This is a genomic window from Microbacterium sp. NPDC077184 (assembly GCF_040687055.1).
Classification (GTDB): domain Bacteria; phylum Actinomycetota; class Actinomycetes; order Actinomycetales; family Microbacteriaceae; genus Microbacterium.
Genome location: NZ_JBFBMM010000008.1, coordinates 27,705 through 42,815, shown reverse-complemented (window position 1 = coordinate 42,815; position 15,111 = coordinate 27,705). Strand labels below are relative to the sequence as shown.

Below are 15,111 nucleotides of genomic sequence, written 5' to 3'. Positions count from 1 at the left end.
CCTGCGCATCCGCTCCTTCAGGGAGCGAGGTCGACGGGCGCGCGGCGACCGAAGGTGTTGCGCAGAGCCGACTGCGCCGCATACCAGCCGGAGAGTCCGTGCACGCCGGGGCCCGGCACGGTCGACGAGCCGCACAGGTAGAACCCGTCGAGAGCCGTCCGCCACGGGTCGCGCGACAGCACGGGGCGCGCGAGCAGCTGCCACAGGGTCGCCGCTCCCGCGCTGATGTCCCCACCGACGTAGTTCGGGTTCTGCTCGCTCAGATCCACCGCCGTGGCACTGCGGTGCGCGACGATGAGATCGCGGAAGCCGGGCGCCACGCGCTCGATCGTCCGGGTGATGGCCTCGGTCTGGTCGACGTCGGACCCCGCCGGGACGTGGGTGTACGCCCACAGCACGTGGTGGTCGCCGGGAGCGCGCGAGTCGTCGAGCACCGACGGCTGCGAGACGAGGACGTAGGGGTCTGCCGCATGACGGCCTCGGGCGACCTGGTTCTCGGCCCACGCCATGTCGGCCCGCGTGCCGCCGAGGTGGACCGTCCCCGCCTTCCGCACCCGGTCGTCGGCCCACGGAACCGGGCCGGAGAGGGCGAAGTCCACCTTGGCCGCCGCGTTCCCGTGCCGGAAGCGCGAGAGCGCGCGCCGGTAGCGGGCGGGCACGCGGTCGCCGGCGAGGGCGAGGAAGGCCCGGGGGGTGATGTCCATCACCGTCGCCCGAGCCGGTGGCAGATCGGACAGGCGGCGGATGTCGTGTCCGGTGACGATCTCGCCCCCGTGGGCGCGGATGTCGGCCACCAGCGCGTCGGCGATCGCCTGGCTTCCTCCGCGCGGGATCGGCCAGCCGCCCGCATGGGCGTGCGCCTGGAGGGCGAGGCCCGCGCCGGCGGCGACGAGGCTCGGCTGGCGCACGATCGCGTGCGCCGAGACGCCGGTGATCATCGCCGGCGCCTGCTCCTCGCGGAAGCGCGCGTTCCACACCGGCGTCCCCTGCTCGAGGACCCGCGCGGCGAAGAATGTTGCGGCGATCGGGTCGTCGGGGATGCCGAGGAGGTTCGAGCCGGTGAAGCGCGCCACGGCCAGGGCGCGGTCCGACAGCGGCTCGATCATCCGGCGGTATGCCGCACCGTCCGCACCGAGTTCGTGCGCGGTGCGCGCGAGATCCACGTACGCCACCCCCGCCGGCCGATCGGGGAGGGGATGCGCGAACGACACCTCGGGGGTGAGGAGCTCGAGACGCTCGGCGAGCCCGAACGCACGGAAGAACGGCGATGCGACGGCGAGCGGATGCACCGCCGAGCAGATGTCGTGGTGATAGCCGGGGAGGGTCAGCTCCGCCGTGCGGGTTCCGCCGCCCGCCTGCTCGGAGCGCTCGAAGACCTGCACGCTCAGGCCCGCCCGGGCGAGGGTCGCGGCGGCGGCCAGCCCGTTGGGGCCGGAGCCGACGACCACCACGTCGGGAGAGGTCACTCGCGCCTCTCCGGAGGATCGACCTGTTCCGGGTTCTCCGCCGCGTCGTGGGCCTCGTCCGCCTCGGCGACGTCCTCGCGCGCCTCGGCGTCGGCCTCCGGGCCGGGTTCCTCCGCGGGCACGTCGTCCCGGATCACACGGTCGTTCTCGATCCTCGCCTGCGCCCGCCCCTCGGCGAGGAAGGCCAGGCGGCGCAGGGTCTCGGTGTTGCGGAGGCGCATGATGGGCGCCCAGAGGATCTGCGGGACGCGTGCGGCGAGGCCCGCGACCGGCTCCTCGCCCATCCGCACGATGCAGTGATCCCCGCGCGGTCGGACGTCGACGACAACCACTGCCCGCCCGAAGGGGCCGATCCGTGCGCGCAGGCGGAGCCGGCGCGGCGGGTCCCACTCGACGACCTCGGTGCGGTCGTCGATGAGGACCGGCCAGATCCCGAGCGAGTGATGGATCTCGGCCCCGGCCTGCGGCCAGTCGCCGGTGACGTCCCGCATGCGCGCGGCCCCGACCACCCACACCGGATACAGCCATCCGTCCGAGAACACCGCGAAGACGTCATCCGGCGTGCTGCGGACGATGCGGGCGTTACCGGTGGCCACGGGGTGCGCCTCAGTCGGTTCCCGAGTCGAAGGCCGCGGCCTCGCTGGCGGCATCCACGGCGTCGGCGAGCTTCTCGCCGCGCGCGTCGCCCGGCGTGGCCGACCCGGTGATCTCTTCCGCGCCGCCGGCGCTCAGGGTGCCGACGAGCTCGCCGGTCGCCCCGCCGATGATCCCGGCGGCGGCGTAGTGCTCGAGGCGCGCGCGCGAGTCGGCGATGTCGAGGTTGCGCATCGTCAGCTGTCCGATGCGGTCGGTCGGACCGAACGCGGCATCCCCGACCCGCTCCATCGAGAGCTTCTCGGGCGCGTACGAGAGGTTGGGCGAGACGGTGTCGAGGATCGTCCAGTCGTCGCCGCGACGCAGGCGCAGCGTGACCGTGCCGTTGATGGTGGACCCGACCCACTTCTGGATCGACTCGCGCAGCATGAGGGACTGCGGCTCGAGCCAGCGGCCCTCGTACATGAGGCGCCCGAGCCGGCGGCCCTGCTCGTGGTAGGTCGCGAGCGTGTCCTCGTTCAGGATGCCGTTGACCAGGCGCTCGTAGGCGATGAAGAGCAGCGCCATACCCGGGGCCTCGTAGATGCCGCGCGACTTCGCCTCGATGATGCGGTTCTCGATCTGGTCGCTCATGCCCAGGCCGTGGCGACCGCCGATGCGGTTGGCCTCGAAGACGAGCTCGACCGGGTCGGCGTACTCGACCCCGTTCAGGGCGACGGGGCGACCGGCGGCGAACGTGACCGAGACCTCCTCGGTCTCGATGGCGACCGCGGGGTCCCAGAACCGCACGCCCATGATGGGGTCGACGACCTCGAGCGAGACCTCGAGGTGCTCGAGCGTCTTCGCCTCGTGGGTCGCGCCCCAGATGTTCGCGTCGGTCGAGTAGGCCTTCTCCGCCGAGTCGCGGTAGGGGAAACCGTGCTCGGTGAGCCACTCGCTCATCTCCTGCCGGCCGCCCAGCTCGGTGACGAAGTCGGCGTCGAGCCACGGCTTGTAGATGCGCAGCGCGGGGTTGGCGAGCAGGCCGTAGCGGTAGAACCGCTCGATGTCGTTGCCCTTGTAGGTCGATCCGTCGCCCCAGATGTCGACGCCGTCCTCCTTCATCGCGCGGACGAGGAGCGTGCCGGTCACGGCGCGGCCGAGGGGCGTGGTGTTGAAGTACGTCTTTCCGCCGGAGCGGATGTGGAAGGCGCCGCACGCGAGAGCCCCGAAGCCCTCCTCCACGAGTGCGCGCTTGCAATCGACCAGGCGCGAGACCTCGGCGCCGTACTCGAGCGCGCGGCCGGGGATCGCGGCGATGTCGTCCTCGTCGGGCTGGCCGAGGTCTCCGGTGTAGGTGCAGGGGACGGCGCCCTTGTCGCGCATCCACGCCACGGCGACGGAGGTATCGAGCCCCCCGGAGAAGGCGATGCCGACACGCTCGCCGACGGGCAGGGACTGAAGGACCTTCGACATGCCCTCCAGCTTAGTGAGCGGCATCCGTCTCCCTATCACGGGGAAATCACCCTGTCCGGAGGTTTGCCCGAGCGCCGTTTCTGAACGAGAGTGTGTCCATGGCACTCCACGTCAACGCCGACAACTTCGTGCGAGCCGAAACGGACCGCATGTTCGCCGACATCCAGGCGGATGCGGGCGGCATCGGCGTCTTCCGCCACAACCGCGAACCCGCGTCGATCGACGCCCAGACGGTCATCCGGCTGAACCGCGACACGCTCTACAGCTTCGCGATCGCGGATCTCGCCGCCGGCGCGACGCTGACGGTGCCGGATGCCGGTGCCCGCTACGTGTCGGTGATGATCGTGGACAACGACCACTACATCCGCGCGGTTCTCCACGAGGCGGGGGAGTACGACCTCGCGGAGCTGGCGCCGGAGTCCCGCTACGTGCTCGTCGCGGTGCGCACCCTCGTCGATCCCGCCTCCCCGGCGGACGTCGAGGCGGTCGCAGCCGTGCAGGACGGGTTCGTGCTCGACAACGACGGTGCGGAGACCTTCTCGCCGCCCGAGTACGATGTCGCGTCGCTCGACGCCACCCGCACCGCGCTGCTGGGCCTCGCCAGCGGCCTGCGGGCGTTCGCGCGCACCTTCGGCGGCCCCGAGGAGGTCGACCCGGTCCGTCACCTCATCGGCACGGCCGCGGGGTGGGGCGGACTGCCCCTCACCGAGGCGTCCTACGTGGGTGTGGCGCCGAACCTCCCGGTCGGCCACTACGAGCTGACGATGCGGGACGTCCCGGTCGACGCGTTCTGGTCGGTCTCGGTCTACAACGCCCGGGGCTACTTCGAGCCGAACGGCGATGACCGATACAGCGTGAACAGCATCACCGGCGTCCCCGACGAAGACGGCGCGATCACGGTGCGCTTCACCCCGCCGGGGGAGGCCACCGGTCCGAACGACATCCCCCTGCCCGAGGGTTGGAACTACCTGCTGCGGCTGTACCGGCCGCGCGCGGAGTTCCTCGAGGGCCGGTGGGAGGTGCCCGACCTCGTGCGGCTGGACAGCCCCGCGGAGCCCGAGCCCGAGGGGTCTGAGCCCGCCGACCGCTGAGCACGGCGGCGTCCGAGGAAGACCACCGCGGCGCCTACCAGCAGGATCCCCACGGCGATCCCGACGACGTACACGGCCACACCGGCGTAACCCGGGGGCTGGAGCGCGGGATTGTTCGGGTTCAGGAACGGGTAGGGGTACCAGAACGGATCGCCCGTGACCGGGTTGGTGACGAGCGTCCCCCGCACCATCGTGTAGACGACCCACACGATCGGGAACGCCACGATCGCCCACAGCGCCCGCCACGCCAGCGCGCGGCGGCGCGGCCCGAGGAAGAGGTCGAGGGCGAGGAAGAGCGGCGCGACGACGTGGAGGACCTCGTTCGACCACGGCACGGTCGTCCCGGGGGCGAGCTCGATCCCCCGCAGTAGCAGGTTGTAGACCACGCCGGTGATGACCATGTACGTCGTCACCGAGGCCAGCGCGACGGCCAGCGGTGTCCCATCGGTCCTGTCGGGGTGGCGGAGCCCGTGCACCCCCGCGACGGCGAGCACGATCGCAGCGGAGACATTGGAGAGGATCGTGAAGAAGCTGAAGAAGTTCGCCACGGTCGTAGTCACGTCGCGCCCGGCGTCCCGCGCGATGTCGACGGTGAGGGCGAGCTGACTGACGACGGCGGCCAGCACCGCGACCGCCATGGCGAGGCGCAGGATCTGCCAGATCCGGGAGCGCGTGCGTGCGTGCATACGGGTGACTGTAGCGGCCCACCGCGCCCGATAGACTGAGGTCTAACCGTGTCGACAACGGGGGGAAAGCCCATGCCAGGCATCGTCATCGTCGGAGTCCAGTGGGGGGACGAGGGCAAGGGCAAAGCCACCGACCTCCTCGGGGAACGCACCGACTGGGTCGTGAAGTTCAACGGCGGCAACAACGCCGGCCACACCGTGGTGATCGGCGACGAGAAGTACGCCCTGCACCTGCTGCCCTCCGGCATCCTCTCGCCCGGCGTCAACGCCGTCATCGGCAACGGCGTCGTGGTCGACCCCGAGGTGCTCTTCAACGAGCTCGAGGCGCTCACCGCGCGCGGGATGGACATCTCGCGCCTGCGCATCAGCGCCAACGCGCACCTCATCACCCAGTACCACCGCACCCTCGACAAGGTCACCGAGCGCTTCCTCGGCAAGCGCCAGATCGGCACCACGGGCCGCGGGATCGGACCCGCCTACGCCGACAAGATCAACCGGGTCGGAATCCGCGTGCAGGATCTCTTCGACGAGAACATCCTGCGCCAGAAGGTCGAGGGCGCGCTCGACCAGAAGAACCACCTCCTCGTGAAGGTCTTCAACCGCCGCTCCATCACCGTCGACGAGATCGTGGACGAGCTCCTGTCGTACGCCGAGCGCCTCCGCCCGATGGTCGCCGACACCGGGTTGCTCCTCAGCGAGGCCCTCGACCGCGACGAGGTCGTCGTCTTCGAGGGCGGCCAGGCCACGATGCTCGACGTCGACCACGGCACCTACCCGTTCGTCACCTCGTCGTCGGCGACCGCCGGTGGCGCGGCGACCGGGGCGGGCATCGGTCCCAACCGCCTCGACCGCATCGTCGGCATCGTGAAGGCCTACACGACCCGGGTGGGCTCGGGCCCGTTCCCCACGGAGCTCTTCGACGAGAACGGCGACTTCCTGCGCTCGCGCGGGTTCGAGTTCGGCACGACCACCGGGCGCCCCCGCCGCGTCGGCTGGTACGACGCCCCCATCACCCGGTACGCGACACGGATCAACGGCATCACCGACCTCGTGCTCACCAAGCTCGACATCCTCACCGGACTCGACCGGATCCCCGTCTGCGTCGCGTACGACGTCGACGGTCAGCGCTTCGACGAGGTGCCGGTGAACCAGTCCGACTTCCACCACGCGCGGCCGATCCTGGAGTACCTCCCCGGCTGGAAGGAGGACATCTCGGGCGCCCGCACGTTCGACGACCTCCCGGTCGCTGCGCAGGAGTACGTCCTCGCACTCGAGGCGATGAGCGGCACGCGCATCTCGGTGATCGGCGTCGGCCCCGCGCGCGACGCGGTCATCGTCCGGCACGACCTTCTGGACTGACCCCGTGCGCTTCCTCGTGGGCGGCTACACCGCGCCGGAGGGCTCGGCGACGGGGATCGCGGTCCTGGATGCCGGCGCCCCCGACGACGCGCTCGCCGGGGGCGTGCTGCGCGGCGAGGGAGACGCGGTCACGGTGCCGGGGTCGCCGTCCTGGATCACCCCGCACCCGACGCTCGACGTCGTCTACGCCGCTCTCGAGGGAGCGGGGACGGTGCAGGCGTTCCGTCGCGTCGGACCCGAACGCCTCGCGGCCCTCGGTGCCGCGGTGCCGGCGGGGGACGCGGTCTGCCACGTGGCGGTCTCTCCCGACGGCGCCTTCCTCCTCGCCTCGTGCTGGGGAGACGGCCGCGTCGTGCGGGTGCGACTGGATGCCGCAGGTCTCCCGTCGCGCCCCGTCGAGGCGGCTGCTCCCGTCGATCCGCATGGATCGGCTGCGACGGAGGCCCAGACGACCGCGGTGTCAGGCGGGACGGGGGAGGTCATCGACCTCGCCGCTGCCGCGCGCGCCCTCCGCGAGGCGGCGGGTGCGGAGTTCGCTCACCTCGTCCCGGAGCACGACCGCGATGAGGCCCCGCACCCTGCGACGCCGGAGCAGCCGTCCGCGGAGACCGAGCGCACCCCGCACGCGCACCAGGCGCGGTTCCTGCCGCGCGGCCTCGTCGCGACCACCGACATGGGGTACGACGTCGTGCGGCTCTGGAGTGTCACGGCCGACGGCCTCCGTCACCGACAGGACGTCGTGCTGCCGCGCGGGTCGGGTCCCCGCCACACGGTCTGGCATCCGAGCGGTCACCTCTACGTCGTGACCGAGCTGTCGCACGAGGTCTTCGCCCTCGCACCGGATGACTCGGGGGCGTGGCGCATCGTCGCCGGGGCGAGCCTCGGCGCCGGCATCCTCCCCGACGACACGGCGGCCGAGCTCGCGATGTCCCACGACGCCGAGACGCTCTACGCGGGCGTGCGCGGGACCGACACCATCGCGGTCCTCCGGGTCCGCGGCGGGGGCGAGGCGCTCAGCCCGGTCGCGCTCGTCGAGGCGGACGTGCGGTGGCCGCGCCACCACCTCGTCGTCCGCGACACGCTGCTCGTGGCCGGCCAGCACTCGGACGACGTCGTCTCGCGCCCGCTCGATCCCCGCACGGGGATCCCGGGACGGGTCCGGCACCGCACGTCGGTGGCGTCGCCGAGCTGCCTGATGCCGCTCGGTTGAGTCCCGGTTCGCGTCCGCGCCGAGGCCCCGCGTTCCGCTAGGTGACCGGTCTCGTCTTGGCGTCCTGCCGGGGGATCACGACCTGCTTGATGATCAGCAGGATCGAGGCGGTCACCGGCACCGCGACGAGGGCGCCGAGGAGGCCGAGGAGCGTCCCACCCACGAGCGCGCCGATGACGACGAGCGATCCGGGCACCGAAACGGCCTTGTTCATCACCTTCGGCGTCAGCACGTACGCCTCGACCTGCATGTAGACCAGGTACGCCAGGGCGAAGATGAGCGCCGCGAGCGGGTCGAGGAAGAGCGCGACGCTCGAGCCGATGATCCAGAACAGCACCGGGCCGACGAGCGGGATGATCGTGATGCTGAACGAGACCACCGCCATCAGCGCGGCGAACTGCAGGCCGAGCAGCAGGTACATGATGAACGTGAACGTGGCGTTGAAGAAGGCCAGCAGAACCATGCCCATGAGGTACCCGCCGATCGAGTCGGTGATCTGCTCGGTGAGGTCGGCCGTCTTGGCACGCGCGTGCGCGGGGACGAGTCGGTAGAGGCCCTGCTTCATCGACAGCAGCGACGCCAGGAAGTACAGGCTCAGGACGATCACGATGATGCCGCCCGAGATCGCCGAGCCGATGCCGACGACCACGCGGAGGACTCCGCCGCCGAGGGTCGCGATGTTGCCCGGGTCGGAGAGGAACTTCTGGATCTCCGAGATCAGCACCTCGACCGGGTCGCCGAAGGTGCTCTCGGCCCAGCCGTAGAAGGACGACTGCTGGAAGTTGGCGATGAGCGAGGGGATGTCGTCGATGAACTGGGCGATCTGCCCGACGACCGTCGGCACGATGAGCAGGAGGACGCCGATGAGGATGAGCGCGAAGACGGCGTAGACGATGACGATGCCCCACGCGCGGGGCACGTTCTTGCGTTCCAGCCACCGCACCGCGGGATCGAGTCCGAGGGCGACGAACAGGGCGAGCGCGACGTAGATGATGATCGTCGACAGGTTGCCGAACGCGATGCCGAGCGCCAAGGCGACGAGGCCGCCGAGGGTGAGGGTGAAGCCCACCGCGAACGGGTTGTTCAGGCTTGCCCAGCGCTGCAGGGCGGCCCGCGGGGGAAGGCCGCGGCGGGTGTCGTCGGGGGCGTCGGAGGGGGCCTCGGTCGGTCCGGGCGCCTCGGCGGGGGAGGGGGCGGTCGAGGGCGGCTCGGCGGTCATCCTCACACTCTAGGACCGCGGCGTCGCGCGGTAGTGTCGGGGCGAGGAGGATTCACCCATGAAGGACGACCCGCGCGCCACCCTGCTCCGCCTGCGCAGCAGCATCGACAACATCGACGCCTCGCTGGTGTATCTCCTGGCCGAGCGGTTCAAGTGCACCACGCAGGTGGGCGAGCTGAAGGCCGAGTTCGGGATGCCCGCCTCCGACCCCGCACGGGAGGAGCAGCAGGTCGCGCGCCTGCGGGCCCTCGCGGAGGAGGCGGACCTCGACCCCGCGTTCGCGGAGAAGTGGTTCAACTTCGTCGTCGCCGAGGTGATCCGCCACCACACCGCAGCGGCCGACGGGCGCTGAGCACCCGCCGGCCGCGCGCCGATTCGGCGCGGGTCAGGGCGTCGCGCGACGGAGGATGCCGTACGCCGTCGCCGACAGCACCGCCACGACCCCGAGGACGAGGAACGCTCCGCCGAGGATGCCCAGCTGGGCGAACCATCCGAAGACGGCACCCCACGCGTTCAGGCGTCCGATGAGGAACATCGCCAGGACCAGCAGCGCGCCCAGCCCCACGAGCACCACCGTCAGGGCGATGCCGCCGAAGCGCTTGTAGATCGTCGCCGAGGTGAACCCGACGATGAAGAAGAGCATCGCGATGCTGAAGTAGAACAGGCCCGCGACGCCCGCGCCGGCATCCCAGACCCCGGGCAGGGCGAAGAAGTAGCCGTTCATGCCCCAGCCGTTCGTCGCCGTCTCGATGAACGCGCCGAGGACGAACACGATCGCGAGGATCACCGCGGTCATCGCGGCCGTGAGGAGGGTGCCGACGAAGAACTCGCGCCGGCTGACGCTCATCGCCTGCGAGAACGGGAACGTCAAGGTCAGCGCCTGCACGCCGACGACGCCGAAGTACCACAGCGGCGCCTGTGCTCCGCCGCCGAAGAGGTTGCCCGACCCGCCGTTGCCGATGATCACGCCCCAGATCGCGAGGGTGATGAGCAGCGTGCCGAACAGCACGATGAGGGGGACCCAGATGTAGGTCTGGCGGTTCACCAGCTGCATCCGCACGACGTTGAGGATGCGGGGGCTGCGGGTGGGGCTGGGGGTGGCGGTGACGGCGCTCATCGGAGGGCTCCTTCGTCGTGACGCGCGGACGCGGACTGCTGGGTGGTGCGCACGATCAGCTGCTGCAGCGAGACCGGGGCGACGTCGAGGCCGTCATCGGCCAGACGGACGCGGTCGGCGTGGGTGAGTTCGCCGAGGACGGTGACGCTCGACACGTGGCCGAGTCCCTCCCGGTGGAGCACCTCGCGGCCCGCCACGAAGGCGTCGACCCGGGCGCTGTCGCCGACGATGGTCGCGGCGCGTCCGCGGACGGCATCCGTCTCCTCGTCCATGATGATGCGCCCGCCGTCGATGACGAGGACGCGTTCGATGAGGCTGGAGACCTCGTCGATGAGGTGGCTGGAGAGGATGATCGTCCGGGGGTGCTCGGCGTAGTCGGCGAGCAGGCGATCGTAGAAGATCTGCCGGGCGACGGCATCCAGGCCCAGGTAGGGCTCGTCGAAGAAGGTGATCTCGGCGCGGGAGGCGAGGCCGATCACCACTCCGACGGCGGACAGCTGGCCGCGCGAGAGCTTCTTGATCGTCTTCTTCATCGGCAGCTGGAAGTCGTCGACCAGCTGATCGGCGAGGTCCTGGTCCCAGTTCGGGAAGAACAGGCGGGCGATGCGGAACGCGTGGCGCGGGGTGGCGTCGTCCGGGTACTTCTGGCTCTCGCGGACGAAGCACATCCGCTGCAGCACGCGGGGGTTCTCGTACGGGCGCTCGCCGAAGATGCGGACGTCGCCGGAGGTGGCGAAGTTCTGCGCGGTCAGGATCGACATGACCGTGGTCTTTCCGGCGCCGTTGCGGCCGAGGAGACCGTAGATGGTGTCCTTCTCGATGGCAAAGCTGATGTCGTCCACCGCGACGGTCTCGCGGTAGCGCTTGGTGAGGCCGGTGACCTCGATGACGGCGGTCATCTGGGGAGTCCTTCCGTGGTCGGGGGAGTGTGGTTCTCCGCGCGTTCGCGGATGAGGGAGGCGAGGGCGTCGGCGCTCAATCCGAGCCGTGCGGCCTCGGCGAGCAGCGGCTCGAGATAACGATCTGCAAACGCTTCGCGGCGGTCCGAGAGGACGCGGTCGCGGGCTCCCGGGGCGACGAACATGCCCACCCCGCGTCGCTTGTAGAGCACGCCCGAGTCGACGAGCATGTTCACTCCTTTCCCCGCGGTGGCGGGATTGATGCGGTGGAACGCGGCCAGCTCGTTTGTGGATGGGACCTGGGATTCTTCACGCAGCGTCCCATCCACGATCTGCTCCTCGATCGCCTCGGCGATCTGCAGGAACAGGGCTTTCCCGTCGTCATTCACGGGCCCTCCGATCCGGGTGCTTACGTGGTTCATTACTTGACTAAGTAACCATGGAAGTCGGGGTGTGTCAAGAACGGTTCCCGCGGCCATCCGGGTTTGCGCGCGGCATCCATCTCTGATTGCCTCGAAGTCGGGCCTTTCGGCCCACACGACCAGTCCGCGCCCCCGTCCCCCGAGAGAATCGGGTGAGGAGATGGGGTCGTACGGTCGGTGATCTGGGTGGGGAACCCGATGTACCCCACCGGTAGCGATGTCGCTGGGGCACCCCGCTGCCTCGCCTTCGCCGGTGATCACCACCCGGGCGCGACCGATGCGGCCCTGCCTGCTCGCGGGCCGTCGAGGTGTGACCAGTGACCGTCGCTCATGCAATCGAGGTCGAGAACCTCTACAAAGTCTTCGGGAAGAATCCGAAGCAGGCCGTGAAGCGGCTGAAGGCCGGAGAAAGCCGCACGGATGTCGCGGACGCCGGAACCGCCGCCGTCATCGACGCGGGCTTCACCGTCTCGCCCGGCGAGATCTTCGTCATCATGGGCCTGTCCGGGTCGGGGAAGTCCACCATCATCCGGATGCTCAACGGCCTGCACGACGCCACCGCCGGCAGCATCACGGTGCAGGGCGAAACCATCACGGACATCCCCGCGGGCAAGCTGCGCGAGATCCGCCGCGACCGGGTGTCGATGGTCTTCCAGCACTTCGCGCTCCTGCCCCACCGCACGGTGGCCGACAACGTCGCGTACCCGCTCGAGCTGCGCGGCGTCGGCAAGGCCGAGCGGCTGGCCAAGGCGGAGGAGATCCTCGGCATGGTGGGGCTCGAAGGTTGGGGCGACAAGCTCCCCTCGGCCCTCTCGGGCGGAATGCAGCAGCGCGTGGGCATCGCCCGCGCCCTCGCCGCCGACACCGACATCCTGCTCATGGACGAGGCCTTCAGCGCGCTGGACCCCCTCATCCGTCGCGAGATGCAGGAGCAGCTGCTCTCGCTGCAGCAGAAGCTGCAGAAGACGATCGTCTTCATCACCCACGACCTCAACGAGGCGATGTTCCTCGGCGACCGGATCGCGGTGATGCGCGACGGTCGCATCGTCCAGATCGGCACGCCCGAAGACATCCTCACCGACCCGGCCAACGACTACGTCGAGCAGTTCGTCCAGGACGTCGACCGGGCGCGCGTCCTCACCGCCGCCAACGTCATGGAGCGTCCCCGCCCGGTCGTCGCCGACAGCGGCGGCCCGCGCACGGCGCTCCGGCAGATGCGCGACGCCTACTCGTCCGCGGCGTACGTCGTGGGCCGTGACCGGCGTCTCCTCGGCATCGTGACCGACCGCGACGCGGTGAAGCTCGTCCGCCGCGGCGAGAACGCCCTCACCTCGGTGCTGAAGCCCGTGCCGCAGAGCGTCTCGCAGGACGAAGTCCTCATGAACCTCTTCGTCCCGGCCGTCGAGTCGCAGCTGCCGCTCGCGGTCACCGATGACGAGGGGCGTCTCGTCGGCGTCATCCCGCGCGTCACCCTGCTCGCCGCCCTCGGCCCCGGACCCACCGACACCTCGGAGATCACGATCCTTCCCCGACCCATGCCTTCGACCGAGATCGACGCGCTCCTCGGGGACTCCCTCGACGGAGCCCCGGCCGCCGACAGCGAGGGGGTGCGCTGATGGATGGTTTCCGCATTCCCCTCGGCGACTGGGTCGACACCGGGGTCGATTGGCTCCGCGACAACCTCTCGGGCCTGTTCGACGTCATCAGCCTCATCGTCAGCTTCTTGGTCGACGGACTGACGGATCTGCTCATCGCCGTCCCCGTACCAATCGCGATCGTCGTCTTCGCCTTGCTCGGCTGGTTCTTCCGTTCGTGGCAGATGGCGATCGGCACCGCGGTGACCTTCACCCTGATCGTCGCGATGGACCTCTGGGTTCCCGCGATGCAGACCCTCGCGCTCGTGCTCGTCGCCGCCGTCGTGGCGCTGCTCATCGGCATCCCGCTGGGGATCTGGTCGGCGCGCAACGACACCGTGCGGGCGATCCTGAAGCCGGTCCTCGACTTCATGCAGACGATGCCGGCGTTCGTCTACCTGATCCCCGCGATCACGTTCTTCAGCATCGGGGTCGTGCCGGGCGTCGTCGCGACGGTCATCTTCGCGCTGCCTCCCGGGGTGCGCCTCACCGAGCTCGGCATCCGCGGAGTCGACTCGGAGACCGTCGAGGCCGGGCATGCGTTCGGCGCGAAGCCCGGGCAGATCCTCCGGGGCATCCAGCTGCCCCTCGCGATGCCGACCATCATGGCGGGCGTCAACCAGGTCATCATGCTCGCGCTCTCGATGGCGGTGCTCGCGGGCATCGTCGGTGCCGACGGGCTCGGGAAGATCGTCGTGCAGTCGGTCTCGACCGTGAACCTCTCCCTCGGCGTCGAGGCGGGGCTCGGTGTCGTGATCCTCGCGGTCTTCCTCGACCGCGTCACCGCCGCGCTCGGCAACCCCGCCGCCTACCCCCGCTCGCTCCGCGCGAAGCTCGGGCGCAGCCGTTCCTCGCGCGGCTCGAACGAGCCGGCCGTCACCGAGAGCGCGAACGCGTCCGCCGAGGCCGAGCGCGAGGTCGCGTCCCCGCGGCGCGCTCCTGTGGGCGGCGGCGGAGCGCTGTAGCCCTCAGAACCCACAACTGAACACCGATACGGAACGAATGCGATCACACATGAAGAAGATGAAGGGAAGCACTATGCGAAATCGGAAGCTCACAGGAATCCTCGCCCTCGGCGCGGCGGCGACGCTCGCGCTCGCCGGCTGCTCGAGCGACGGCGGCGACAACGGAACCGCGGACGCCGGTTCGGAGGAGATGGGCACGATCACCCTCGGGTTCCTCCCCTCGTGGACCGACGGCCTCAGCACCGCGTACCTCCTCGAGAACCAGCTCGAGAAGCTCGGCTACACCGTCGAGATGCAGGAGCTGACCGAGGCGGGTCCGCTCTACGCCGGTCTCGCCCAGGGTGACGTGGACATGTACCCGTCCGCGTGGCCCGAGGTCACCCACGCCTCCTACATGGAGGAGTACGGCGACAGCATCGAGGACATCGGCGCCTACTACGAGGGCGCGGTGCTCACCATCGCCGTCCCCGACTACGTCGACATCACCTCGATCGAAGACCTCAAGGGCAACGCCGACATGTTCGGCGGCGAGATCGTCGGCATCGAGCCGGGCGCCGGCCTCACCGGCGTGACGCAGGACTCGATGATCCCCGCATACGAGCTGGGCGACGAGTACACCCTCCTCACCTCCTCGACCGCGGCGATGCTCACCGAGCTCGAGAACGCCATCGCCGACGAAGAGGACATCGTCGTGACCTCGTGGCGTCCCTTCTGGGCCAACGACGCGTACAACCTGCGCGACCTCGAGGACCCGATGGGCGCGATGGGCGAGCCCGAGGCGCTGCACTTCCTCGGAACGAGCGACTTCTCGGAGCGCTTCCCGGAGGCGGCCGAGCTGATCGCCGGCATCCAGCTGGATGACGCGCAGTACGCCTCGCTCGAGGACATGGTCGTGAACGAGTACGGCGACGGCCAGGAAGCCGAGGCCGTCGAGGCCTGGATCGAGGCCAACCCCGACGCGTTCAGCACCATCATCACGGACTGATCGCGGAAC

At 70.1% G+C, this 15,111-nt stretch carries 14 protein-coding genes and 1 pseudogene; 7 read left to right on the top strand and 8 right to left on the bottom strand.

Annotated features, from left to right (window positions below; translation table 11 throughout):
* Positions 1-17: 17 nt before the first annotated feature.
* Genes AB0O93_RS13805 through argG form a run of 3 tightly spaced genes read right to left on the bottom strand, consistent with a single transcriptional unit; the run spans position 18 to position 3,515 of the window.
* Positions 18-1,466 carry an NAD(P)/FAD-dependent oxidoreductase gene (locus tag AB0O93_RS13805; protein ID WP_363344304.1) on the bottom strand — a complete coding sequence of 483 codons (1,449 nt, stop codon included), beginning with the start codon at positions 1,464-1,466 and terminating at the stop codon, positions 18-20.
* Complete coding sequence (locus tag AB0O93_RS13800) at positions 1,463-2,062, bottom strand: SRPBCC family protein (RefSeq protein ID WP_363344302.1); 600 nt, start codon at positions 2,060-2,062, stop codon at positions 1,463-1,465. Before AB0O93_RS13800 ends, AB0O93_RS13805 begins: the two co-directional genes overlap by 4 nt.
* 10 nt (positions 2,063-2,072) lie before the next feature.
* On the bottom strand, positions 2,073-3,515 hold the full coding sequence (argG, locus tag AB0O93_RS13795; RefSeq protein WP_363344300.1) for an argininosuccinate synthase: 1,443 nt from the start codon (positions 3,513-3,515) through the stop codon (positions 2,073-2,075).
* Between the two features lie 98 nt (positions 3,516-3,613).
* On the opposite strand from argG, the pseudogene AB0O93_RS13790 reads away from it, so the two are divergent.
* A pseudogene (locus AB0O93_RS13790) lies at positions 3,614-4,447 on the top strand (DUF1254 domain-containing protein); the annotation flags it as partial.
* A 32-nt stretch (positions 4,448-4,479) separates the two neighbouring features.
* Here the strand turns inward: AB0O93_RS13790 and AB0O93_RS13785 are convergent.
* Positions 4,480-5,292: a Pr6Pr family membrane protein gene (locus AB0O93_RS13785; RefSeq protein ID WP_363344298.1), complete on the bottom strand. Its 813-nt coding sequence runs from the start codon at positions 5,290-5,292 to the stop codon at positions 4,480-4,482.
* 72 nt (positions 5,293-5,364) lie between these two features.
* On the opposite strand from AB0O93_RS13785, the gene AB0O93_RS13780 reads away from it, so the two are divergent.
* Complete coding sequence (locus tag AB0O93_RS13780) at positions 5,365-6,651, top strand: adenylosuccinate synthase (RefSeq protein WP_363344296.1); 1,287 nt, start codon at positions 5,365-5,367, stop codon at positions 6,649-6,651.
* Between the two features lie 4 nt (positions 6,652-6,655).
* Positions 6,656-7,861, top strand: coding sequence for a beta-propeller fold lactonase family protein (locus AB0O93_RS13775; RefSeq protein ID WP_363344294.1), 1,206 nt, complete (start codon positions 6,656-6,658; stop codon positions 7,859-7,861).
* Positions 7,862-7,898: 37 nt separating this feature from the next.
* On the opposite strand, the gene AB0O93_RS13770 is transcribed toward AB0O93_RS13775, so the two are convergent.
* On the bottom strand, positions 7,899-9,080 hold the full coding sequence (locus tag AB0O93_RS13770) for an AI-2E family transporter (RefSeq protein WP_363344292.1): 1,182 nt from the start codon (positions 9,078-9,080) through the stop codon (positions 7,899-7,901).
* Positions 9,081-9,138: 58 nt separating this feature from the next.
* Here AB0O93_RS13770 and AB0O93_RS13765 point away from each other — a divergent pair, with 58 nt between their 5' ends.
* On the top strand, positions 9,139-9,432 hold the full coding sequence (locus tag AB0O93_RS13765; RefSeq protein ID WP_363344290.1) for a chorismate mutase: 294 nt from the start codon (positions 9,139-9,141) through the stop codon (positions 9,430-9,432).
* Positions 9,433-9,465: 33 nt separating this feature from the next.
* Here the strand turns inward: AB0O93_RS13765 and AB0O93_RS13760 are convergent, their stop codons facing one another.
* The 3 genes from AB0O93_RS13760 to AB0O93_RS13750 are packed head-to-tail and all read right to left on the bottom strand — an operon-like array spanning position 9,466 to position 11,485.
* Complete coding sequence (locus AB0O93_RS13760) at positions 9,466-10,197, bottom strand: hypothetical protein (protein WP_363344288.1); 732 nt, start codon at positions 10,195-10,197, stop codon at positions 9,466-9,468.
* On the bottom strand, positions 10,194-11,096 hold the full coding sequence (locus AB0O93_RS13755; protein ID WP_363344286.1) for an ABC transporter ATP-binding protein: 903 nt from the start codon (positions 11,094-11,096) through the stop codon (positions 10,194-10,196). The genes AB0O93_RS13760 and AB0O93_RS13755 overlap by 4 nt, the downstream gene beginning before the upstream one ends.
* The gene (locus tag AB0O93_RS13750; protein ID WP_363344284.1) at positions 11,093-11,485 is read right to left on the bottom strand and encodes a GntR family transcriptional regulator; all 393 of its coding nucleotides are present in this window, start codon (positions 11,483-11,485) and stop codon (positions 11,093-11,095) included. Before AB0O93_RS13750 ends, AB0O93_RS13755 begins: the two co-directional genes overlap by 4 nt.
* Positions 11,486-11,835: 350 nt before the next feature.
* Here AB0O93_RS13750 and AB0O93_RS13745 point away from each other — a divergent pair, with 350 nt between their 5' ends.
* The 3 genes from AB0O93_RS13745 to AB0O93_RS13735 all read left to right on the top strand — a co-directional run bounded on the left by AB0O93_RS13745 (position 11,836) and on the right by AB0O93_RS13735 (position 15,102).
* Positions 11,836-13,134, top strand: a complete 1,299-nt coding sequence (locus AB0O93_RS13745) for a glycine betaine/L-proline ABC transporter ATP-binding protein (protein WP_363344282.1) — start codon at positions 11,836-11,838, stop codon at positions 13,132-13,134.
* Complete coding sequence (locus AB0O93_RS13740) at positions 13,134-14,117, top strand: proline/glycine betaine ABC transporter permease (RefSeq protein ID WP_363344280.1); 984 nt, start codon at positions 13,134-13,136, stop codon at positions 14,115-14,117. The genes AB0O93_RS13745 and AB0O93_RS13740 overlap by 1 nt, the downstream gene beginning before the upstream one ends.
* Positions 14,118-14,190: 73 nt before the next feature.
* Positions 14,191-15,102 carry a glycine betaine ABC transporter substrate-binding protein gene (locus AB0O93_RS13735; RefSeq protein WP_363344278.1) on the top strand — a complete coding sequence of 304 codons (912 nt, stop codon included), beginning with the start codon at positions 14,191-14,193 and terminating at the stop codon, positions 15,100-15,102.
* The last annotated feature ends 9 nt before the right edge of the window (positions 15,103-15,111 follow it).